We start from the raw sequence: 19,873 nt of genomic DNA on the forward strand, positions 1-19,873 counted from the left end.
GCGGAGGCGGCGCGGCAGGCCGGCATTCCGGCGCTGACGGCCGAGGTCGAGGCCGCGGCGCGCGTGCTGGCGGCGCCGGCGGCGCGCCTGATCGCCAAGGGCGAGGAACGCCCGCTTCTGCTCGGCGAGGTCGAGGCGCTGCTCGCCTCCGGACGCCTCGTCGTCGACGCCTGCCGCAATGTCGTGCGCGAGGCCGGCACGGCGGTGCCGCTCGCGACCCGGCCGGTGCTGTTCGCGCTCGCCCGCAGCCTGGCCGAGGCCTGGCCGGGCGACGTCTCGCGCGAGGCACTGCTGGCGCGGGCCTTCCGGGCGAAGGAGGCCGACGAGTCGCACCGCGCCCGGCTGCGGGTCGAGATCGGGCGGCTGCGCGCCGAGCTGCACGGCATCACGGAGATCGTCGCGACGCGGCGCGGCTTCGCCCTGAAACCGCGCCGCGCCGCCGAGCTCGTGGTGCTGGCCCAGCCGCTGGAGGAGGCCCATGCCGAGGTGCTCGCCCTGCTCGCCGATGGCGAGGCCTGGTCGAGCTCGGCGCTGGCGCTGGCGCTCGGAGCGAGCCAGCGCAACATCCAGCGCGCGCTCGAGGCGCTGGCCGAGGCCGGCAAGGTGCAGTCCTTCGGCAAGGCGCGGGCGCGGCGCTGGCTGACGCCGCCGGTGCCGGGTTTCCCGACAGCCTTGTTACTCCCGGCTCCGCTGCCGGATGGCTAGACCCTGTGACGGTCCAACCGAACAGAGGAGATCATCCATGACCAGGACAGCCACCATCGTCCGCGAATACGGCCCCTTCCCCGGCGTCGAAGCCATCCATGGCGTCAGCTATGATGGCAGGCAGGTCTGGTTCGGCTCGGGCGACAGGCTCAATGCGCTCGATCCGGAGAGCGGCGAGACGGTCCGCAGCTTCGACGTGCCAGCCCATGCCGGCACCGCCTTCGACGGCAAGCACCTCTACCAGATCGCCGAGGACCGCATCCAGAAGATCGACCCGGAGAGCGGGCGCGTGCTCTCGACCATCCCGGCTCCGGCCGGCGGCGCCGATTCCGGCCTCGCCTGGGCGGAAGGCGCGCTCTGGGTCGGCCATTACCGCGAGCGCCAGATCCACCAGATCGACCCGCAGACCGGCAAGGTGCTGCGCACGCTGCAATCCGACCGCTTCGTCACCGGCGTGACCTGGACGGAGGGCGAGCTCTGGCACGCGACGTGGGAGAACGACGAAAGCGAGATCCGGCGCATCGACCCCGAAAGCGGCAAGGTGCTGGAGAGCGTGCACATGCCGGAAGGGACCTTCGTCTCGGGAATGGAGGCGGGCGGCGACCGCTTCTATTGCGGCGGCGGCAAGAGCGGCGTGATCAGGGCGGTGAGCCGGCGCTAGAGCCCGTGCCGATCAGCTTGCAGCGCAAGCTGATCGCATCCGACTCTGGATCGCGCTGCCTTCGGACGGAAGTGGCCAGTTTAGAGCATGCTCGGTGCGAAAACCGTTGCCACTTTTTCGCAGCCTGCTCCAAGGCCGGGCCGGCCGCCCCGGCCCCGTCGCATCCGGCCGGCGCGGCGCGAGCGCTCCGGCCGGCGCCCTCACCATCGCCGGAAGCTCATCTTCGTCGCGGCGAAGGGCAGCGCGGCGATGCCCTCATAGGTTCCGGCCATGACCGAGACGTCCTTGCTGCCGAGGAAGCCGAACAGCTCGGCATTGTAGTCCTCGTCGTTCCACTTGACGCGGATGGTGGTGGCGTTCTTGAGCGCGTAGTTGCCGGAATTGTCGACGCTCGGGACCGGGCAATAGGCCATGCCCGGCGCCGTCTTGGCATAGACCACCGTGCCGTCAGGGTAGAAATAGTAGTAATAGGTGTTCGGGAAATCGGTGACCTGCCACCAGCCGACGAGCCAGGCCGGCGCGACGAAGGACGGCTTGGGCGCAAGCACCTCCCAGAACAGCACCGCCGGGCGGCCCCAGATCCAGTCGAGATTCATCATCGCCGTGCCGCTCTGGTTGTTGGCGATCGGGGCGCCGTTCTGCAGCACCCGGGTCTTGTCCCAGATCTCGGTATGCGCCCCGGCATAGCCCTCGCGATAGGCGAGGATGCCCTGGCGGCCGGCGAGATATTGCTCCATCGCCTTGCGGGTGCTGCGCTTCGGCGTCTTGACCACCTCGGGCTCGCCATAGGCGTCGGTGAGATGGGCCTCGAGCTCGTCGACCGCCCCGAGATGGTAGCCGCCGTCCAGCAGCGTGTTCGCCCGCCTATGGCTGGCGGAGGGAATGCGGTGCTCGCCGCCGACCGCATTGAGCGCCCAGCTGACCTGGAAGCAGCAGGGCGTGTTCAGGCCCTTCTTCTTTTTCTGGTCGTTGGGATGCGTCTTGTTCCACTCGTCGATCTCCTTGTTCTCCTTGATGATCGGCGCGTTGAGGCTGTCGAAGTGCTTCTTCATCACCGCCGGCAGCGCCGTATGGGGCGGGTAGCTCGCGATCAGCTTCGCGGCATCGAGGCGCAGCTTGCCGTCCTTCAGGCCTGACATCGCGTCCCTCCTGCGGTTGCGGACGCCGGCTGCGCTGTGGAACCCATCTCGCGAGCACGAGCCGTCCAAGCCATTCGAGGCGGCGATTATGCCCTTGCGTCAGGCGGGTTCAACAGCCGAGTGACGCAAGGTTCCGGCGCAGGACGCCGGAGCATGGCCGAGCGACACGGCCCGGCGGAGCCCGCGCTTGCCGGTTCGGCTCTAGCGCACCACGCGCCCGCGCAGTCGGGTCCCGTCCGGCAGCCGGCAGGAGCAGCGCGCGCCGGCCCGGGCCCGGCTCGGCGCGGCGCAGGTCCGGCGCGGCGTCCGGCAAATCGCCGCCAGCACGCCTTGCGGCGCTGGATCCTCGGCCGCGCCGTAGCGCGGCATATGGATCGGGTTCGACGATCGCGGCGCGCCGCGCGGGGTGCCGCCCTGGTCGAGCGGCGGGCCGGCGCCGGGTATGCCCCCCGCCCCCGGCGCATGCAGCCTGATATCGGGCGTCGAATCGAAGATCGAGGGCGGCCCCAGCCCCTGGCGCGGCCCGCCCGGCGTCAGCGGCGCATTGCCCGGTGTGCCGATCTGCGCGGCGGCGGGAGACAGGAGCAGCAGCGCGGCGAGCGCTGCCGGAATCCTCGCGCGTGCGGTCATCGCGTCCCTCGTCTTCCGCCCGCCAGGGGCCGGCGGGAATGATCCCGGCGATCCTGACCTCCGATGCGAGACCGGGCAAGCCGGAGGGATCGCGCTTTGCCGGGACCGGCGGCGGCGCTATGCTGCTCCGGCCGGCAGCCTCCGGCCTGGGTCGCGAAGGCGTGCCGGTTGTCTCCCAGCCGGGGAGGACGCCATGGGACGCAAATTCATCGACTGCCGTGAATTCCCGAGCGAGATGAACTGCTCGATCGCGATCAGCGCCGACACGGACAGCGAGCTTCTGGAGGCGGCCGTCCAGCATGCCGTCTCCGTGCACGGGCATCAGGACACGCCCGAGCTGCGCGAGCAGCTCAAGGGCGCCTTCAAGGACGGCACGCCCGCCGAGCAGGCGCCAGGCCGCGCCGCCTGAGCGCGTTTCGCCCGGACCGAACCGTCATTGCGAGCGCAGCGAAGCAATCCAGGGACGCTGTTCGCGGCCCTAAGCCACGCGCGATCGGTGCTGCGGGCATGGCGCGACGACTACAACCGCGTGCAGCCGCATAACGGCATAAGCGGGCTACTCAACGGATTTTCCAAGCCGGAAACCGAATAAAGGAGTCGATAGTCTCGGTTGAAAGAGACCCAACGAAGTTATTGCCCCAGCTACAGTCGCTACGCGAAGCGCAGGTTTCAACAAGGATTGGAATCGACTTTTTGCAGACGTTCCGGAGCTTTATCCGGTACAGCTTCGTGACCCCGGTCGAGTTCGAGGTCGACCGTCCAGCCTCACGGATGCATTGGTTCGGATCGCCAGGGTCCGTTTTCTCGGGCTGTCTTCGAACCGGGCCGCCTTGGACCGGCATTTCCTCGCCAGTTGGCGTGCGAACGGCGGAGAATGAGCACCGGCCACCAGTGTAGCCGCCCGGATCCCAGAACCCCGTCCAGGTATTTCCCGAGACCTGCCCGCTCCATGTCGCCGTTGCACCTTTCACGATTAACTGGTTTCCGCTTCGGCTTACGGAAACAGTGCCCATGCGAGCAGAAGTGCCAGATCCACCGCCCTCGGATGAAATGCTTAACGTGTCATCGGTCCATAGCGCCCAGTAATTGCACTGCAAATTCAGCTTCCAATCGCCGGCGATGCGCGTCTGCGCGAAACTACATACCGGAACCAAGGCGATCAACATGGCGAGTAAGCGGAGCATGTTAAGTTCCCCTGCGTCGTCACAGGGAAAGAAGCTCGGAAACCAGAGATTCGCAATGGCGTGGCTCATATCAGCGCCAAATGACGGAAGGTTGCCGGGATTTGGAACTGCTGCACTCGCGGAAGAATGAACGAGAAGCCCCGCCAGGCTGCGAGCGAGGCGACACGCTGTCGGTCATGGCGGGATCGTCGTCCATGCCCCGATGCAAAGCCGTGCGCCCGGTGCGCGCCCAGCAAAACTCGCTCAGGCGCGGTCCCCTCGGGGACAACATCGAAAGCTCAACGGTTTCAAAGCGAAGGCGGAAATGGTGCCCAGGGGCGGAATCGAACCACCGACACTGCGATTTTCAGTCGCATGCTCTACCAACTGAGCTACCTGGGCATCCCTGCGAAGCGCGCCGCGCTTCGGTTGGTGCGAGGCGATATAGAGGGATGGCGGCGGGCTGTCCAGCCGACAAACGATCCAGCCGGCGGGAAAATTTCGGTCCAGCCTGCAAAGGCCCGGAAACCACGGTCGGCAGGGTCTTTTGCCGTGCTGCGCGCGGCTGCTGCGCCGGCCCGGCAGGTTGCGGCATGGCTCAAGTCGCCGATATCGATCGTCGCCCGGGAACCAAAGCGCGGCGGCCGGGTTGATGCGGCGGCGCCGGTGATGGCGCCGTGCCTACCGCCGAACTCGAGCAAGCCGCGGATGTACCGGTGGCTCGATCGCGCGGGAGGCGGAATCCGGGCGATGCGCCCCACGGAAAGTCCTGACCCGTCGATGCGGCGGTCAGCGGCCCGGTGTCTCCCCCACGCGGGAGCGCCGGGCCTTTCCATGTCCGGGCGCCGGAATTGTCCGGCGTCGTCTTTCCGGCCGCAGCCTCCGGGTCGGGCCTTCGGGGGGCCGAGGACAGGCTCCGCGGAGCGCCGGACTCCATCGCAGAGCTCAGCGCCCAGCGATGGAGTCCGGAGCTGCGCGCCTGCGGCGCTTGTCCGGAATGACGGCGGCGATGATCGGACCGCCCTGGTCAGCCGTCCTCGTCGCGCCGTGTCGGCGCCTCCTCGGTCTCGTCCAGCGGCTCGCCCGGGATCACGTAATTGCCCTTGAGCCAGCGGCCGAGATCGATGTCGGCGCAGCGGGCCGAGCAGAACGGCTTGAAGCGCTGCACCGCGGGCTTGCCGCAGATCGGGCAGGGCCGCGCCGGCGGGGCCGGGTTCTCGGGTTTGTCAGGCGCCATATTGCAAGGTCACTCCGCCATCGACAGGAAGCTCGATGCCGGTGACATAGCGCGCCTCGTCGCTGGCGAGGAAGAGGGCGGCCCAGGCGACGTCCCAGGCCTCGCCCATATGGCCCATGGGCACCTGCGCGTCACGCTTGGCCCACATCGCCGCGACGTCGCCTTGGCCGTAGGACTGGGCGAGCCCGGCCGAATGCTCGACCATCGGCGTCTTCATCAGCCCGGGCAGCACCGCGTTCACCCGGATCTTCTCGCGGGCGTACTGGGCCGCGGTGGTGCGGGTGAGCTGGTTCATCGCCGCCTTGCTGGCGCCGTAGCTGGCATAGGGCACGCCGGTGTGGCGGATCGAGGCGATCGAGGAGATATTGACGATCGAACCGCCCTGCCCGCTCTGCGCGAACTGGCGCTGCATCACCGGGATGACGTGCTTCATCGCCAGGAAGCAGCCGGTCAGGTTGACCCTGAAGACGCGTTCCCAGGTCTCGAGCGGCAGGTCGACGACGCTGCCGACCTCGGCGATGCCGACATTGTTGTCGAGCACGTCGATGCGGCCATAGCGGGCGAGCGTCGCCTCGACGAGGGCCCTGAGATCGTCCTCGCTGGTGACGTCGGTGCGGATCGCGACGGCCTCGCCGCCCTCCTCCGCGATGATGCCGGCCGTCTCCTCGGCGGCCGCGAGGTTGCGGTCGGCGCAGACGACCCTGGCGCCCTCGCGGGCGAACACGGTCGCGGTCGCCTTGCCGTTGCCCCAGCCCGGGCCGATCGAGCCCGCCCCCGCGACGATCGCGACCTTGCCTTCGAGACGTTTCGTCATGCCAGTCTTCCCTGCCGGTGTTTCCTGCCCCGCGCGGCCGTTCGCTGCCGGCCTTCGCGAGCGCGCCACCATCGGCACTCGGCGCGGCCGGAGCAAGCGCGCGCCATGCAGGCCGCCATGCGCCGCCCTGCCCGCGCCCTCAGGCGAACCGCGCGGCCGCCAGGGCGACGGCCGCGGTCAGGCCGGCGACCAGCGCGAACCAGGGCCAGAGCGAGCGCAGCGCCTGCCCGGTCTCGGCGGTGGTCGCTTTGGTCAGGACCTGGCCCATGGTGACGCGCACCGGGCTGACTGCGGTCAGCAGGCTGCCGGCGACGATGGCGGCGGCGATCACGGCGAGCCTTGCGTCGCCGGCCGGGACGAGCGCGGTGGCGAGCGGCATCGAGACGGCGCCGGCACCGGTGTTCGAGCCGGTGAGATAGCCGCCGAGCGCGCCGGCGACCGGGACGATGCCGGCCGACCAGGCGCCGAGCACGGCGCTGACCGCGAGGCCGATGCCGCCGGCGAGGCCGGAACCGACCATGATCCAGGCCATGCCGACGAGCAGGAAGGTCAGCAGCACCGCGCGGCCGGCGCGCTGCACGGTCAGCCGCACCAGCGCGCCGGCCTGCCGCGCGCCGCCATGGCGGGTGGCGACGACGAGCGCGATCGCGAGCAGGGGCAGCGCCGGCGAGAGCAGCGGCGCGAAGGCGGAGGCGTCGGCGAAGGGCTTGAAGGAGAGGTGCTCCAGCCGGTCGTGGATCGCCGGGACCAGCCGCATCAGCGCCAGCGCGACGACCAGCGCGCCATAGGGCGCCAGCCGCGCGAGCAGGCCGAGATCGAGCCCGGCCATGCCCCTGACGCGCAACAGACGCAGCAGCATGACCGGCGCCAGCGCGGCCATGGCGGCAAGCTCGATCGGCAGGACGAGATTGGCGACGACGAGCAGCGCCATCAGCAGGGCGCCGAGCCCGGACCATTCGAGGCGCTCGCGCAGCGAGGCCGGCAGCCCCGCCAGGCGGGCGAGGCGCCAGAACAGCGGCAGCAGCGCCGCGAACAGCAGAGCGGTGACGAGCGCGATCCGCCAGAGCAGCTCGGCGAGCGCGACGCCGGCGATGTCGGCGCTGATCCTGGTGCCGATGCCGAGCGCGCCCCAGGGCACCAGGATCTGGCTGAAGGTCGCGAGCGCGAGCGCCGGAGCCTTGTCGACACCGAGGCGGCGCGCGCCCGAGACGGCGACGACATAGCCGACGCCGAAGCCGGTCGAGGTTTCCAGGAACGGCCCGCGCAGCAGGCAGGCCTCGGCGAGCGCGCCATACCCGGGAGGCGTGGGCTCGGTCTCGGCCTGCGCCCGCTCCAGGCTGAGCGAGAAGGCGAGCCCGGCGACGATGACGAGCACCGCCGGCAGGCCGATCCAGGCGCCGGCGGCGAAATGCAGCGCCACCGCGAGCGCATCCGGCCGGGCCGGGCCGGCGATGAAGGCGACCAGCGCGGCGCAGAGCGTGCCGAGCGCGCCGGCGGCCAGCGCCGAGCGCCCGGAGAGGATCAGGCCGAGGAAGAGGATGAGCGGCGCGAGCCAGATCAGGATCATGGCCGGCCGGCCCGCCCCCGCTCAGCCGACATTCAGCCAGCCGAGGCGGACCGGGAAGCCCTCGCCGCCGAGCAGGTTGACCGTCTCGTAGAGCGGCAGGCCGACGACGCCGGTATAGGAGCCGACGAGCTTGACCACGAAGGAGCCCGCGATGCCCTGGATGGCGTAGGCCCCGGCCTTGCCGCGCCACTCGCCCGAGGCGAGGTAGTTCTCGAGATCGTCGCCGGAGAGCCGCTTGAAGCGCAGGCGCGTCTCGACCAGCCGCTCGCGGATCGCGCCCGAGGGCATCGCCAGCGCGACGCCGGTATAGACCCGGTGCGCCCGGCCCGAGAGCAGGCGCAGGCAGGCGGCCGCCTCGTCGACGATCTCGGCCTTGGGCAGGATGCGCCGGCCGACGGCGACCACCGTGTCGGCGGCGAGAACATAGGCGCCGTCGAGATCGGCCCGGCCCTCGAGCCCGACGCGCGCGGCCTCGGCCTTGGCGCGGGCCAGCCGGCGGGCGAGATCGCGCGGGCGCTCGCCCTTGAGCGGGCTCTCGTCGAGATCGGCGGGCAGGAGGGCGTCGGGCTTGAGGCCGGCCTGCTCGAGCAGAGCAAGGCGGCGCGGCGAGGCCGAGGCCAGCACCAGCTTCGGCCGCCAGCCCGGCGGTTTCGGGGAGCTGAAGAGATTCAACTGTGTCGGCTCGCTGCGCGTCGGGTGCGGGTGTCCCGCAAGGCTTTAGAGCATGTCGCGCCGGCCTGGGAACCACTTTTGCGAGCCGGCCCCTGCCCGGCCGGAGTGCTGCCGGGCGACGATGCGCGGCCCGGGGCTTTCGCATCCTCCGAGCATTGCGCGCAATTTGGGCGCCGCCATGCACCCGTCGCGGATTGCGCTAAGTCATTTAGATTGCCACATCGGGGACCGGGCCGGCGGAAGACTGCGGGGCCGGGCCGGCGGGCCGGCCCCTGAAACACTGGAGAGCTTGCGCGATGGCGTCACGGACGGGATCGGGATCGACGGTCGTGCTGGCTGCGAACGCGCAGAGCGTTCTCACGGCCATGGTCGCGATGCAGGTCGATGCCGGGCTCACCATCGCGATGCGGCTGCCCCTCCTCGCCAGGGGCGCCTTCGGCGATGTCGGCGGCCAGCGCGAGGCGAGCAAGGCCGTGGTCGAGAAGGCGGTCGCGATGGCGGAGAGCAGCTTCGCCGTCGGCCATGCCGCGGCGCTGTTCTGGTGGAGCATGGCGCTCAACCCGCTGACCCCGAGCGGCCTCGGCGAGGCGGCGGCCAGGGCCGCCCACAGCACGCTCGAGCCGTTTTCACGGCGCACGCGCGCCAATGCCAGCCGGCTGACGGGGCGGCGCTAGATCTTCGGTTCCGAATCCGCCTCGACCGCCGCTTCGGCTGCGGCCGGTATCATCGCCCCCGCCGCATGGTCGCGCTCCAGCTTGCGGTAGCGCGCGACGCTGACCGGAATCAGGGCGAGATAGGCGGCGACGGTCAGCGCCAGCATCTCGAAGGGATAGGCGAAGAGCAGCCCGGCCACGACGACGACGGCGACGAAGATCGGCAGCACCTGATCGCGCGGGATGCGGGTGCCGAGCGTCTTGCCGGCATAGCAGGGGATGCGCGAGATCGTCAGGAAGGCGATGAACAGGATGTAGAGGCCGACGAAGGGCGCGCCATAGTCCTGCACCGGCAGGCCGATGAACTGGAGATACAGCGGCAGCATGGCGGTGATCGCGCCGGCCGGGGCCGGCATGCCGACGAAGAAGTTCTTCTGCCATTCCGGCCGGCTGGGATCGTCGATCATCACGTTGAAGCGCGCGAGCCTGAGCGCCATGGCGCAAGCCAGGGTCAGCACGATGACCCAGCCGAAGGAGCGCAGATCATGCAGGACGAAGGTCCAGAGCACGAAACCCGTCGCCACGCCGAAGCAGACGAAATCCGAGAGCGAATCGAGCTCGGCACCGAAACGCGAGGTGCCCTTGAGCAGGCGCGCGAGACGCCCGTCGATGCCGTCGAGCAGCGCCGCGACGAGGACGCAGATCGTCGCCGATTCGAATTTGCCGTCGACCGCGAGCCGCATCGCGGTCAGGCCCAGGCAGAGGGCGATCAGCGTCACGACATTGGGAGCGATCAGCCGGAACGGGATCGGCTTGAAGCGGGCGCGCTTGGGCTCGACGCGCTCGGGCTCGAAGGGCGGAAAGAGGTCGCTCATATCAGCGGGAATACGCGGTTTTGCGGTAGGAGGCTAGCGTGGGAGCGCCAACATGCCCCCTCTCCCCTTGCGGGAGAGGGCTGGGGTGAGGGGTCGAGCGACGGTTGCCGGCCTTGGCCTGCCAGAACGCAAACCGAAGGCGGCTGAGCGGCCCCTCATCCGGCCGGTACGCGGCCACCTTCTCCCGCAAGGGGAGAAGGGAAGGCTCAAATCCCCCGGAACGCCCGGGCGATGCCATTGCCGGAGAAATCCGCCAGCACGGTCTCGCCGGCGATCGCGGTCTGGCCCTCGCCGACCAGCGGAACGACGCCCTGCGGCAGGTAGACGTCGACGCGCGAGCCGAAGCGGATCAGGCCGAAGCGCTCGCCCTGCCCGAGCTGGTCCCCCTGCTTGACGAAGGGCACGATGCGGCGGGCGATCAGCCCGGCGATCTGGACGACGCCGACGATGCCGGCCGGCGTCTCGATCGCCAGCGCGTTGCGCTCATTGTCCTCGCTCGCCTTGTCGAGCTCGGCATTGAGGAAGAGGCCGGGCGTATAGGCCATCTTGAGGATGCGCCCGGCGACGGGGCTGCGGTTCACATGGCAGTCGAAGACGTTCATGAACACCGAGATGCGGGTCATCGGCTCGGCCGGCAATTCCAGCTCCGGCGGCGGCACGGCGGTGGCGATCTGGCTGATCCGGCCATCGGCAGGCGAGATCACCAGCCCCTCGCGCTGCGGCACGATGCGCACGGGGTCGCGGAAGAAATAGCAGATCCACAGCGTGATCAGCGTGCCGACCCAGCCGAAGGGGGCCCAGAGCTGACCGAGCACCAGCGTCGCCACCACGCCGATGGCGATGAAGACATAGCCTTCCTTGTGGATCGGCACGATCAGCCGGCGGACGGAGTCGACGAGAGACATGGGCGATAGTCCTGTTGCTCTTGTTGGCGCGGGCTCGCGCGCGGCGCTTCGCGGCGGGGTTGCAGCCACGGGACGGCGAAGCTGTTTAGGCTCTTGCGGGCTTTTGCGAAAGAGGCGCGGGGATGGCGCGACAATCAATCCCCGCCCGCGAAACCCGTCCTATGCTTCACCCGTCCCCCCGACCAAGGGGGCTGTCGCGAGGCATCGTGCGGCCGGGCGGGAGAGCGGTGTCCGTTCTGAACAGCCGTTGCGGGCTGGAATGGCGGAGGGCCTCGTCCGGGCGAAGCCGGGTCCTGCCCGACCCGAAGGCACGGCGAGGCGCCATCAGAGAACCGCGCGCGGGGTTCGGGAGCGGCGAGCATCGGCCGCCTCGACATTCGACATCGACATTCGACACAGCGGCGAAAGGCTGCCGCATCCGGACCCCGCGCACCCCTCGGGACGGCGCTTGCCTTCAAACCCTCGCGGCGGGAGCCGGCGGGGCCAATGGCGTGCGCGTAGCCGCAATCTGTCGATCCTTTGCGAACCTTGCCGCGCGCAAGTAAGAGCTTTCGGGAACGAGCCCTGCTCAGCAGCTTGCCTCTATCGGCCAGATGATATTCTCAAGATCGAACAGGCTCCCGATCCGAGCTTCCCACCCTTCGATGTAGATGTGCCGCAGATCGCTCGCACGATGCAGAACCATGAGCGTGAGCAGCCTTCGCCGCATCTCGGCTCCCAACGCCTTCGGCTCCAGACCATACCCTTCCAGGAGGCTGCGGACGCGATTGGGCAGACCCGCGCACATGAAAGCGCTCGGACCGAGAAGATCGTATTCGCGCCAGCCGGTCATGACGTCGCCGAAATCGATCAGAGCGGCGAGGCGCCATTGCCCCTGTTCTTCGGCGAGAAGGAAGTTCTCCGGTATCCACTCGCCAGTCAAGATTACGGGTGACGCATAGAGCGGCACGGTCGCTGGCACGTCTTGGAGCAGCACTTCGAGATCGGATAGGAGGCCTGATGCGAGGCCCTGACGACGGTGCCGCTCGACACAGCCAACGACCTGTCCGGTGATGAAATTCGGCCAAGAGGGTTCGATGGTCGCAAGTTCGCCGGGCACCACCGATTGCACATCCGCTATCGTCCGGCCGATTTCCCTGAGCACACGCTCCTTCTGCGGTTCAGCCAAGGTCGGCCAAGCCACCGATCCGAGAATGCCATGCAAACGGGTCATAATGAGGTAGGCCCAGCCGTCGCGATCCCCCTCAGCGATGATCTGAGGAATAGGAACCGAGAGCTTTCCATCCAGTAGGCGAAGGGTCGTGCGCTCGGAAACGAACTGGTTCCTGTAGAGAGGCGGAAATAGCTTCAGCACGACGCTGCCGTTCAGATCGACAACGAGATTTGTTCCAGTCTGATAGGGCGCGAGCGCGTCTGCTGAGACATTTTCCGATCGGGCGATGTCCTTGATGTAGGCCTGCCAGTTTTCCGGCTTCGCGCGCCAATTCGCGAAGACCTGAGTATCGGTGATGATCGGGAATGTGATCATGTTCGCTCGCAGAGATCAGGTTCTCGCTCTTTCCTTGACTGGGGGGCCTCACCCCACCGCCTGCGCCGCCGCCCTGCCCGCGATCCGGCCCGAGAAGATGCAGCCGCCGAGGAAGGTGCCCTCCAGCGCGCGATAGCCGTGCAGGCCGCCGCCGCCGAAGCCCGCAGCCTCTCCGGCCGCATAGAGCCCCGGCACCGGTTCGCCACCCTGCCCGAGCACGCGCGCCGAGAGATCGGTCATCAGCCCGCCGAGCGATTTGCGCGTCAGGATGTTGAGCCTGACCGCGACGAGCGGGCCATGGGCTGGGTCGAGGATGCGATGCGGCTTCGCCGTGCGGATCAGCCGGTCGCCGAGATAGGCCCGGGCGCCGCGCAGCGCCGTGACCTGCAGGTCCTTGCCATAGGGGTTGTCGGCATCACGGTCGCGCGCCTCGATCTCTCCGCGCAGATGCGCCTCGTCGATCAGCCCGGCGCCGCCGAGGGCGTTCATCCGGGCGACCAGCCGCGAGAAATCGCTTTCGACGATGAAGTCCTCGCCCTGCTCGAGGAAGGCCTGGACCGGCGCCGGCATGCCGGCCCTCGCGCGCTGGACGACCTGGCGCCAGCTCTTGCCGGTGAGGTCCGGGTTCTGCTCCGAGCCGGAGAGCGCGAACTCCTTGGCGACGATGCTGCGGCTGGCGACGAACCAGGAATGATCGAAGCCGGTCCGGCGCAGATATTCCAGCGTGCCGAGCGTGTCGAAGCCGGGAAAAAGCGGCACCGGCAGGCGGTTGCCGCGCGCATCGAACCAGAGCGGGGACGGGCCGGGCAGGATGCGGATCGCATGCGCCGGCCAGATCGGCGCCCAGTTGGCGATGCCCTCGACATAGTGCCACATCCGGTCGCCGTTGATCAGCCGGCCGCCGGCGGCTTCGGCCACGCCGAGCATCATGCCGTCGACATGGGCCGGCACGCCCGAGAGCATGTGCCTGGGCGGCTCGCCGAGGCGCCGCGGCCAGTTGCGGCGGACGAGCTCGTGATTGCCGCCGATGCCGCCGGAGGCGACGATCACGGCCTGGGCCGCGATCGCGAAGCTGCCGGTCACGGTGCGCGAGCTCGCCTGGCCGCGCGCGGCCGCGCTGTCCTCCAGAACCTCGCCCGCGACGCCGTCGACGGCGGCGCCGCTGCGCCTCAGGCCGGTGACGCGGTGGCGGAAGCGCAGCTCGACCAGCCCCCTGGCTTCGGCCTCGGCGATGCGGCGCAGGAAGGGTTCGAGCAGGCCGGGCCCCGTGCCCCAGGTGACGTGGAAGCGCGGCACGGAATTGCCATGCCCGGTGGCGAGATAACCGCCGCGCTCGGCCCAGCCGACGACGGGGAACCAGCGCACGCCCTGCGCATGCAGCCAGCTGCGCTTCTCCCCCGCCGCGAAATCGAGATAGGCCTCGGCCCATTGCCGCGGCCAATGGTCCTCCGGCCGGTCGAAGCCGGCCGAGCCGAACCAGTCCTGCCGGGCGAGAGCGAGCGAATCCCTGATGCGCAGCCGGCGCTGCTCGGGCGAATCGATCAGGAAGAGCCCACCGAAGGACCAGTGCGCCTGGCCGCCGAGCGACTGGCGCGGCTCCTGCTCGACGATGACGACCTTGCGGCCGGCATCGGCCAGTTCGGCCGTGGCGACGAGGCCGGCGAGACCCGCGCCGACGATGACGACATCCGCGTCGAGCGCCATGCGCCCTCCCCGCTACGAGACTCCCGCTGTGGCCGAGCTTGCCGAGAAATCGGCGGATCGCAAGGGAGCCGGGGCTGCGCGGCTCAGGCCGGCCGCGGCAGCGGCACGCCGGCGCCGAAGCGCCGCGCCGCCAGCACTGTCAGCGCGAGGAAGACGACGAGAGCCAGCGCCTGGGCGATCGCGAAGGCCGGCTCGCTCTGGGTCGGCGCCAGAGCGTGCAGCGCCGGCACCTTGAGGAAGAGCTGCGCGATCAGCACGAAGACCAGGAGATAGAAGGCGAGGACCGCGGCGATCGCATAAATCCGGCGCCAGGCCTCGCGCAGGCCGAAGCCGTAGAGCGCAAGCCCGGCGACGACGATCAGCGCCAGCGAGATCGCGCCGACGACATGCGAGGGCAGCACGCCGGCGAAGGGAAAGGCATAGCCGGTGGCGCTGGTGGCGAAGGCCGTCGACAGGAAGAGGCCGTTCCAGCGCTGGCTGAGATGGCCTTTCAGCAGCGCCGCCGTCATCGGCACGCCGGCGACGATCGCGATCAGGCTGAGCCAGGTGTGGAAGCCGACCAGAGTGGTCGGATCGAGCACGGACATGACGGTTCCCCCCGCGAACCGGCACTGTGCGTCAGGCCATCGCGGCCGCCAAGCCGCAATTTCGAGCAGCGCCGGAGAGGCCGGCTCACGGCATCAGGCTGACCCTGACGCTCTCGCCCTCTTCCTGCGTCGCGCGCTGCAGCGTCGCCTTGGCCTCGTCGACCTGGCGCTGGCGATTCCAGAGCGCGGCGTAGACGCCGTCCGCGGCAAGCAGCTCGCGATGATGGCCGCGCTCGACGATCACGCCCTTGTCGAGGACGATGATCTCGTCGGCGTTGACCACGGTCGAGAGCCGGTGCGCGATGACGAGCGTGGTGCGGCCCTCGCTGACCCGGTCGAGCGCATCCTGGATTTCCTTCTCGGTGAAGGAATCGAGGGCGGAGGTCGCCTCGTCCAGCACCAGCACCGGGGGGCCCTTCAGGATGGTGCGGGCGATGGCGACTCGCTGCTTCTCGCCGCCGGAGAGCTTGAGTCCGCGCTCGCCGACCGAGGTCTGGTAGCCTTCCGGCAGAGACTTGATGAAGCGGTCGATCTGGGCGAGGCGGGCCGCCTCCTCGATCTCGGCCTCCGTCGCCTCGGGCCGGCCATAGCGCAGATTGTATTCGAGCGTGTCGTTGAACAGCACCGTGTCCTGCGGGACCATGCCGATCGCCGAGCGCAGCGAGACCTGCTGGACCGCGGCGATGTCCTGGCCGTCGATCAGGATGCGCCCGCGCTGCGGTTCGTAGAAGCGGAAGAGCAGGCGCGAGATCGTCGACTTGCCGGCGCCCGAGGGGCCGACGATCGCGACCGTCCGCCCGGCCGGCACCGCGAAGGAGACGCCGCGCAGGATCGGCCGCTCCGGCACATAGGCGAAATGGACATCCTCGAAGGTGACGGTGCCGGCGCGGACGTCGAGCGGCGGGGCGCCCGGCCTGTCCTGGATCTCCGGATCGCGGCCGATCAGCGAGAACATCTGCTCGATGTCGAGCGTCGCCTGCTTGATCTCGCGGTAGACCGTGCCCATGAAGTTCAGGGGGATGTAGAGCTGGATCAGCATGGCGTTGATCAGCACGAAGTCGCCGACCGTGTTGGTGCCGGCGCGGAAGCCCTGCACGCACATCACCATCGAGATCGTCAGCCCGATCGCGAAAATCGCGGCCTGGCCGAAATTGAGCCAGGCGAGCGAGGTATAGGCCTTGATCGAATTGCGCTCGTAGCGCGCCATCGAGCGGTCGTAGCGGGCGGTCTCGCGCGCCTCCGCGCCGAAATACTTCACCGTCTCGTAGTTGAGCAGCGAGTCGATCGCCTTGGCGTTGGCGTCGGTGTCGGATTCGTTCATCTGGGCGCGGATGGCGATGCGCCATTCGGTGGCCTTGATGGTGTAGGCCATGTAGCCGACCACCATCGCCACCAGCACGACGACATAGCGCCAGTCGAACAGCCAGAGCAGCACGGCGACGATCAGCGAGACCTCGATGATCACCGGCACGAGCTGGTTCAGGCCGAGGCGGACCATCTCCTCGATGCCGTTGCGGCCGCGCTCGAGCACGCGGGTCAAGCCCCCGGTCTTGCGCTCGAGATGGAAGCGCAGCGAGAGATGGTGGAGATGGCCGAAGGTCTGCAGCGCCAGCGTGCGCACCGCATGCATGAAGACAGGCGCGAAGATCGCATCGCGCAACTGCACGAAGGCGGCCGCGCCGACGCGGGCGACGCCGTAGATCACCGTCAGCGCCAGCGGCGCGCCGACCAGGAAGGGCAGCCAGTCCGACAGCGTCGTCGCATTGCCGGCGAGCGCATCCGTCGCCCATTTGAAGGCGAAGGGCACGCCCATCAGCACGAGCCGGCCGATCACCAGGAGCACGAAGGCCGCGACCACGCGCCGGCGCAGATCGGCCCGCTCCGGCGGCCAGAGATAGGGCCAGAGCGCGCGGAAGGTGGCGATGAAGCCGGAGCCGGGCTGGAGGACGGCCGAGCGTGCGAGGGGTGCAGGAGCCGGCGTGGCGGGCGAGGACATTGAAACGCTTCCAAAGGAAAGCGCCGATATAGGCGGATTCTCTTGGGAATGCAGGGGGCGGGGATGGAAATTGCGGAATGGCCCGCCTCGTCCTCCGCCGTCATTCCGGCCGCAGCCCCCGGGTCCGGCCTTCGGCCGGCCCGAGGACAGGCTCCGCGAAGCGCCAGAATCCATCATGAAGAACCGCGCTCTACGATGGATTCCGGAACTGCGCGGCTCCGCCGCTTGTCCGGAACGACACGCCCTTCCCGGCGGACGACGAGCTGATCGGGATCACCCCTCCCCTGCGTTCCGCCACATGATATCCGCCCGCCGGCTGCCTGCGATGACCAGCCGCGCGTTCGGCAGGTCGTTGCCCTCGACCCAGGCCCGCGCCGCCTGCTCGCCGCGGCCGAGATCGGCCCAGCGCGCGAGAAGCCGGCGCTCCAGCTCGGCCATCGGCACGTCGAGGAAGACGGTCAGGTCGAAGAGCGGCGCGAGGCCGGACCAGGGCGCCCGGTCGAGCAGGAGGTAGTTGCCCTCGACCAGCACATAGCGCGCCTCGGCCGGGACCATCGCCGCGCCGGCGCGGGCGAGATCGGCCTCGCGATCGAAGACCGGAACCGCCACGGGCGCCTCGCCCGCCCGGATGCGCTTCAAGGTCGCCGCCAGCCCGGCGCAGTCGAAGGTCTCGGGCGCGCCCTTGCGATCACGCAGCCGCATCGCGTCCAGAACGGCATTGTCGAAATGGAAGCCGTCCATCGGCACCAGCGCCGCCTCGCCCGCCGGCAGCGCCGCGAGCAGGCGCTCGCCGAGCGTCGACTTGCCGGCGCCGGGCGGGCCGGCGAGCGCGACGACGATGCGGCGCAAGCCGCGCGCCCGCGCGACGATGCGGGCGGCGAGGTCTTCGACGGTGGGCATGGCCGCTCCCTGCCTTGTTCTCGTCGCAACTGCGATGTCAGACTGCCGCGAAGCCTTCAAGGCCGTGCCCGGAGAGGATTTCCATGACGCTTCGACGCATTCTCGCCGCCGCCTGCGCGTTCGCGCTGCTGCCCGCCCTGCCGGCACTCGCCCAGTCCCGGCCGCCGGCGCAGGTCAAGATCACCAATGGCCGCTCCGTCCCGCTCGAGTCGCTGGAGATCACCACCACGGGCGAGCAGGCCCGGCTCGTCGCCAAGCTGTCCAAGCCGCTGGCGCCCGGCAAGAGCGTGTCGCTGAAGCTGAACAAGCCCGCCGGCTGCAGCTACTACGTCCTCGGCAAGTTCGGCGACGAAAGCGAGAGCGACAATGAGGGGATCGACCTCTGCAAGGAGAAGTCGCTGCGGCTGACGGATTGACCTGCGAGCCGTCAGCGGCGGCAAGCATGTCATGCTCGGGCTTGACCCGAGCATCTCTGAATCCAGCCAGCTGGTCATGAGATTCTCGGGCCTGCGCTTCGCTCCGCCCGAGAATGACAGCTGAATGGCTACGCCGTCGCGCCTTCGCGCATCAGCTTGTAGGTGATCGAGTCGACCAGGGCCTGGAAGGAGGCGTCGATGATGTTGGCGCTGACGCCGACCGTGGTCCAGCGTGCTCCGGTCTCGTCGGCGGATTCGATGAGCACGCGGGTGACCGCGTCGGTGCCGCCCTGGAAGACGCGGACCTTGTAGTCGACGAGGCGCAGCCCTTCGATCAGGGACTGATAGCGGCCGAGATCCTTGCGCAGGGCGAGGTCGAGCGCGTTGACCGGGCCGAGCGCGCTCTCGGCGACCGAGATCAGCAACTCCGTGCCGACCTTCACCTTGACGATCGCCTCGGAGAAGGTGACGAGCTCGCCGAGCGCATTGTAGCGGCGCTCGACATTGACCTTGAAGCGCTCGATCTCGAAATAGGCCGGCAGCTCGCCGAGGATACGCTTGGCCAGCAGGTAGAACGAGGCGTCGGCGCCCTCGAAGGCATAGCCCTGCGCCTCCTTCTCCTTCAGCTCCTCCAGCACGCGCGACAGGCGCGGGTCGTCGCGGCCGAGCGTGACGCCGATGCGCTCCAGCTCGGCGACGAGGTTGGACTTGCCGCCCTGGTCCGAGACCAGCACCTTGCGGACATTGCCGACCGCGTCGGGCGCGACATGCTCGTAGGTGCGCGGGTCCTTCAGCACGGCCGAGGCGTGGATGCCGGCCTTGGTGGCGAAGGCCGAGGCGCCGACGAAGGGGGCATGCCGGTTCGGCGCACGGTTCAGCATCTCGTCGAGGGCGCGCGAGACATGGGTGAGCTCGCCGAGCTCGGCCTCGCCGACGCCGACGCTGAAGCGCCGGGCGTAGCGTTCCTTCAGCTTCAGCGTGCCGATCAGCGTGACGAGATTGGCGTTGCCGCAGCGCTCGCCGAGGCCGTTCAGCGTGCCCTGGACCTGGCGCGCGCCGGCCTCGACCGCGGCGAGCGAATTGGCGACGGCGCAGCCGCAATCGTCATGGGCGTGGATGCCGAGATGCTCGCCCGGAACGACCCTGGCGACCTCGGCGACGATCCGGCCGACCTCGTCGGGCAGCGTGCCGCCATTGGTGTCGCAGAGCACGACCCAGCGCGCGCCGGCCTCGTAGGCCGTGCGGGCGCAGGCGAGCGCGTAATCCGGATTGGCCTTGTAGCCGTCGAAGAAGTGCTCGCAGTCGAGCATCACCTCGCGGCCGGCCGCCTTCGCGGTGGCGACGCTGTCGCGGATGCCGTCGAGATTCTCCTCGAGCGAGATCTCGAGCGCGACATGGACGTGATAGTCCCAGCTCTTGGCGACGAAGACGATGGCGTCGGCCTCGGCCGCGAGCAGCGCGGCGATGCCGGGATCGTTGGCGGCCGAGCGCCCGGCCCGCTTGGTCATGCCGAAGGCGGCGAATTTCGCCCGCCGCGTCGGCTTCTCCGCGAAAAACGCCGTGTCGAGCGGGTTCGCGCCGGGATAGCCGCCCTCGACATAGTCGACGCCGAGCGTGTCGAGCAGAGCCGCCACCGCGCGCTTGTCGTCGAGCGAGAAGTCGACGCCGGTGGTCTGGGCGCCGTCGCGCAAAGTCGTGTCGAAGAGATGGATGCGGGCGAG

Annotated in this window: 18 protein-coding genes, 1 tRNA gene and 1 pseudogene; 5 read left to right on the forward strand and 15 right to left on the reverse strand. The window is 69.3% G+C overall.

Going from position 1 to position 19,873, the window contains the following annotated elements; translation table 11 throughout:
• Both CS1GBM4_RS11245 and CS1GBM4_RS11250 read left to right on the forward strand, forming a co-directional pair.
• Positions 1–705, forward strand: a pseudogene (locus CS1GBM4_RS11245) (helix-turn-helix domain-containing protein); the annotation flags it as partial.
• A gap of 37 nt (positions 706–742) precedes the next feature.
• On the forward strand, positions 743–1,366 hold the full coding sequence (locus CS1GBM4_RS11250) for a glutaminyl-peptide cyclotransferase (RefSeq protein ID WP_186418814.1): 624 nt from the start codon (positions 743–745) through the stop codon (positions 1,364–1,366).
• Between the two features lie 200 nt (positions 1,367–1,566).
• Here CS1GBM4_RS11250 and CS1GBM4_RS11255 read toward each other — a convergent pair whose 3' ends face one another.
• Together CS1GBM4_RS11255 and CS1GBM4_RS11260 are read right to left on the reverse strand one after the other, a co-directional pair.
• Entirely contained in the window at positions 1,567–2,505 is a 939-nt protein-coding gene (locus CS1GBM4_RS11255) for a T6SS effector amidase Tae4 family protein (protein WP_186418815.1), read from the reverse strand.
• Between the two features lie 201 nt (positions 2,506–2,706).
• Positions 2,707–3,135, reverse strand: a complete 429-nt coding sequence (locus tag CS1GBM4_RS11260; protein ID WP_186418816.1) for a hypothetical protein — start codon at positions 3,133–3,135, stop codon at positions 2,707–2,709.
• Positions 3,136–3,328: 193 nt separating this feature from the next.
• Here CS1GBM4_RS11260 and CS1GBM4_RS11265 point away from each other — a divergent pair, with 193 nt between their 5' ends.
• A complete protein-coding gene (locus CS1GBM4_RS11265) occupies positions 3,329–3,544 on the forward strand; it encodes a DUF1059 domain-containing protein (RefSeq protein WP_186418817.1) in 216 nt (71 codons plus the stop codon).
• 1,080 nt (positions 3,545–4,624) lie between these two features.
• Here the strand turns inward: CS1GBM4_RS11265 and CS1GBM4_RS11275 are convergent.
• The 5 genes from CS1GBM4_RS11275 to CS1GBM4_RS11295 form a co-directional block, all read right to left on the reverse strand.
• Positions 4,625–4,700 (reverse strand) — tRNA-Phe (locus tag CS1GBM4_RS11275).
• Between the two features lie 625 nt (positions 4,701–5,325).
• The gene (gene yacG / locus CS1GBM4_RS11280; protein WP_186418819.1) at positions 5,326–5,535 is read right to left on the reverse strand and encodes a DNA gyrase inhibitor YacG; all 210 of its coding nucleotides are present in this window, start codon (positions 5,533–5,535) and stop codon (positions 5,326–5,328) included.
• A complete protein-coding gene (locus CS1GBM4_RS11285) occupies positions 5,525–6,349 on the reverse strand; it encodes an SDR family oxidoreductase (RefSeq protein WP_186418820.1) in 825 nt (274 codons plus the stop codon). The genes yacG and CS1GBM4_RS11285 overlap by 11 nt, the downstream gene beginning before the upstream one ends.
• Positions 6,350–6,488: 139 nt before the next feature.
• On the reverse strand, positions 6,489–7,916 hold the full coding sequence (locus tag CS1GBM4_RS11290) for a hypothetical protein (RefSeq protein ID WP_186418821.1): 1,428 nt from the start codon (positions 7,914–7,916) through the stop codon (positions 6,489–6,491).
• Between the two features lie 21 nt (positions 7,917–7,937).
• Positions 7,938–8,588 carry a Maf-like protein gene (locus tag CS1GBM4_RS11295; RefSeq protein ID WP_186418822.1) on the reverse strand — a complete coding sequence of 217 codons (651 nt, stop codon included), beginning with the start codon at positions 8,586–8,588 and terminating at the stop codon, positions 7,938–7,940.
• A gap of 329 nt (positions 8,589–8,917) precedes the next feature.
• Here CS1GBM4_RS11295 and CS1GBM4_RS11300 point away from each other — a divergent pair, with 329 nt between their 5' ends.
• Positions 8,918–9,262, forward strand: a complete 345-nt coding sequence (locus CS1GBM4_RS11300) for a hypothetical protein (RefSeq protein ID WP_186418823.1) — start codon at positions 8,918–8,920, stop codon at positions 9,260–9,262.
• Here CS1GBM4_RS11300 and CS1GBM4_RS11305 read toward each other — a convergent pair.
• From CS1GBM4_RS11305 to CS1GBM4_RS11335, 7 genes are all read right to left on the reverse strand, one after another.
• The gene (locus CS1GBM4_RS11305; protein ID WP_186418824.1) at positions 9,259–10,116 is read right to left on the reverse strand and encodes a phosphatidylcholine/phosphatidylserine synthase; all 858 of its coding nucleotides are present in this window, start codon (positions 10,114–10,116) and stop codon (positions 9,259–9,261) included. The genes CS1GBM4_RS11300 and CS1GBM4_RS11305 overlap by 4 nt on opposite strands.
• A gap of 206 nt (positions 10,117–10,322) precedes the next feature.
• Complete coding sequence (locus tag CS1GBM4_RS11310) at positions 10,323–11,090, reverse strand: phosphatidylserine decarboxylase (RefSeq protein WP_280177706.1); 768 nt, start codon at positions 11,088–11,090, stop codon at positions 10,323–10,325.
• A gap of 499 nt (positions 11,091–11,589) precedes the next feature.
• Positions 11,590–12,549 (reverse strand): aminoglycoside 3'-phosphotransferase/choline kinase family protein, encoded by a 960-nt coding sequence (locus CS1GBM4_RS11315; protein ID WP_186418826.1) that lies wholly within the window; start codon positions 12,547–12,549, stop codon positions 11,590–11,592.
• 48 nt (positions 12,550–12,597) lie between these two features.
• Positions 12,598–14,253, reverse strand: a complete 1,656-nt coding sequence (locus tag CS1GBM4_RS11320; RefSeq protein ID WP_186418827.1) for an FAD-binding dehydrogenase — start codon at positions 14,251–14,253, stop codon at positions 12,598–12,600.
• Positions 14,254–14,336: 83 nt separating this feature from the next.
• A complete protein-coding gene (locus tag CS1GBM4_RS11325) occupies positions 14,337–14,840 on the reverse strand; it encodes a hypothetical protein (protein ID WP_186418828.1) in 504 nt (167 codons plus the stop codon).
• Between the two features lie 85 nt (positions 14,841–14,925).
• Complete coding sequence (locus tag CS1GBM4_RS11330; RefSeq protein ID WP_186418829.1) at positions 14,926–16,836, reverse strand: ABC transporter ATP-binding protein/permease; 1,911 nt, start codon at positions 16,834–16,836, stop codon at positions 14,926–14,928.
• Between the two features lie 273 nt (positions 16,837–17,109).
• A complete protein-coding gene (locus CS1GBM4_RS11335) occupies positions 17,110–17,736 on the reverse strand; it encodes a nucleoside triphosphate hydrolase (protein ID WP_186418830.1) in 627 nt (208 codons plus the stop codon).
• 83 nt (positions 17,737–17,819) lie between these two features.
• Between CS1GBM4_RS11335 and CS1GBM4_RS11340 the strand changes: the two genes are divergently transcribed.
• On the forward strand, positions 17,820–18,152 hold the full coding sequence (locus CS1GBM4_RS11340; RefSeq protein WP_186418831.1) for a hypothetical protein: 333 nt from the start codon (positions 17,820–17,822) through the stop codon (positions 18,150–18,152).
• Between the two features lie 128 nt (positions 18,153–18,280).
• On the opposite strand, the gene cimA is transcribed toward CS1GBM4_RS11340, so the two are convergent.
• The gene (gene cimA / locus CS1GBM4_RS11345) at positions 18,281–19,864 is read right to left on the reverse strand and encodes a citramalate synthase (RefSeq protein ID WP_186419079.1); all 1,584 of its coding nucleotides are present in this window, start codon (positions 19,862–19,864) and stop codon (positions 18,281–18,283) included.
• Positions 19,865–19,873: the final 9 nt, after the last annotated feature.

The sequence above is a fragment of the Allobosea sp. CS1GBMeth4 genome (genome assembly GCF_900185715.1).
Classification (GTDB): Bacteria; Pseudomonadota; Alphaproteobacteria; order Rhizobiales; family Beijerinckiaceae; genus Allobosea.

Excerpts from the sequence above, each read along its gene's own strand:
- CS1GBM4_RS11325 (WP_186418828.1), bottom strand. The coding sequence starts at position 14,840 with ATGTCCGTGCTCGATCCGACCACTCTGGTCGGCTTCCACACCTGGCTC.
- CS1GBM4_RS11320 (WP_186418827.1), bottom strand. The coding sequence starts at position 14,253 with ATGGCGCTCGACGCGGATGTCGTCATCGTCGGCGCGGGTCTCGCCGGC.
- CS1GBM4_RS11265 (WP_186418817.1), top strand. The coding sequence starts at position 3,329 with ATGGGACGCAAATTCATCGACTGCCGTGAATTCCCGAGCGAGATGAAC.
- yacG (WP_186418819.1), bottom strand. The coding sequence starts at position 5,535 with ATGGCGCCTGACAAACCCGAGAACCCGGCCCCGCCGGCGCGGCCCTGC.
- CS1GBM4_RS11260 (WP_186418816.1), bottom strand. The coding sequence starts at position 3,135 with ATGACCGCACGCGCGAGGATTCCGGCAGCGCTCGCCGCGCTGCTGCTC.
- CS1GBM4_RS11330 (WP_186418829.1), bottom strand. The coding sequence starts at position 16,836 with ATGTCCTCGCCCGCCACGCCGGCTCCTGCACCCCTCGCACGCTCGGCC.
- CS1GBM4_RS11290 (WP_186418821.1), bottom strand. The coding sequence starts at position 7,916 with ATGATCCTGATCTGGCTCGCGCCGCTCATCCTCTTCCTCGGCCTGATC.
- CS1GBM4_RS11255 (WP_186418815.1), bottom strand. The coding sequence starts at position 2,505 with ATGTCAGGCCTGAAGGACGGCAAGCTGCGCCTCGATGCCGCGAAGCTG.
- CS1GBM4_RS11335 (WP_186418830.1), bottom strand. The coding sequence starts at position 17,736 with ATGCCCACCGTCGAAGACCTCGCCGCCCGCATCGTCGCGCGGGCGCGC.
- CS1GBM4_RS11305 (WP_186418824.1), bottom strand. The coding sequence starts at position 10,116 with ATGAGCGACCTCTTTCCGCCCTTCGAGCCCGAGCGCGTCGAGCCCAAG.
- CS1GBM4_RS11285 (WP_186418820.1), bottom strand. The coding sequence starts at position 6,349 with ATGACGAAACGTCTCGAAGGCAAGGTCGCGATCGTCGCGGGGGCGGGC.
- CS1GBM4_RS11340 (WP_186418831.1), top strand. The coding sequence starts at position 17,820 with ATGACGCTTCGACGCATTCTCGCCGCCGCCTGCGCGTTCGCGCTGCTG.
- CS1GBM4_RS11315 (WP_186418826.1), bottom strand. The coding sequence starts at position 12,549 with ATGATCACATTCCCGATCATCACCGATACTCAGGTCTTCGCGAATTGG.
- CS1GBM4_RS11250 (WP_186418814.1), top strand. The coding sequence starts at position 743 with ATGACCAGGACAGCCACCATCGTCCGCGAATACGGCCCCTTCCCCGGC.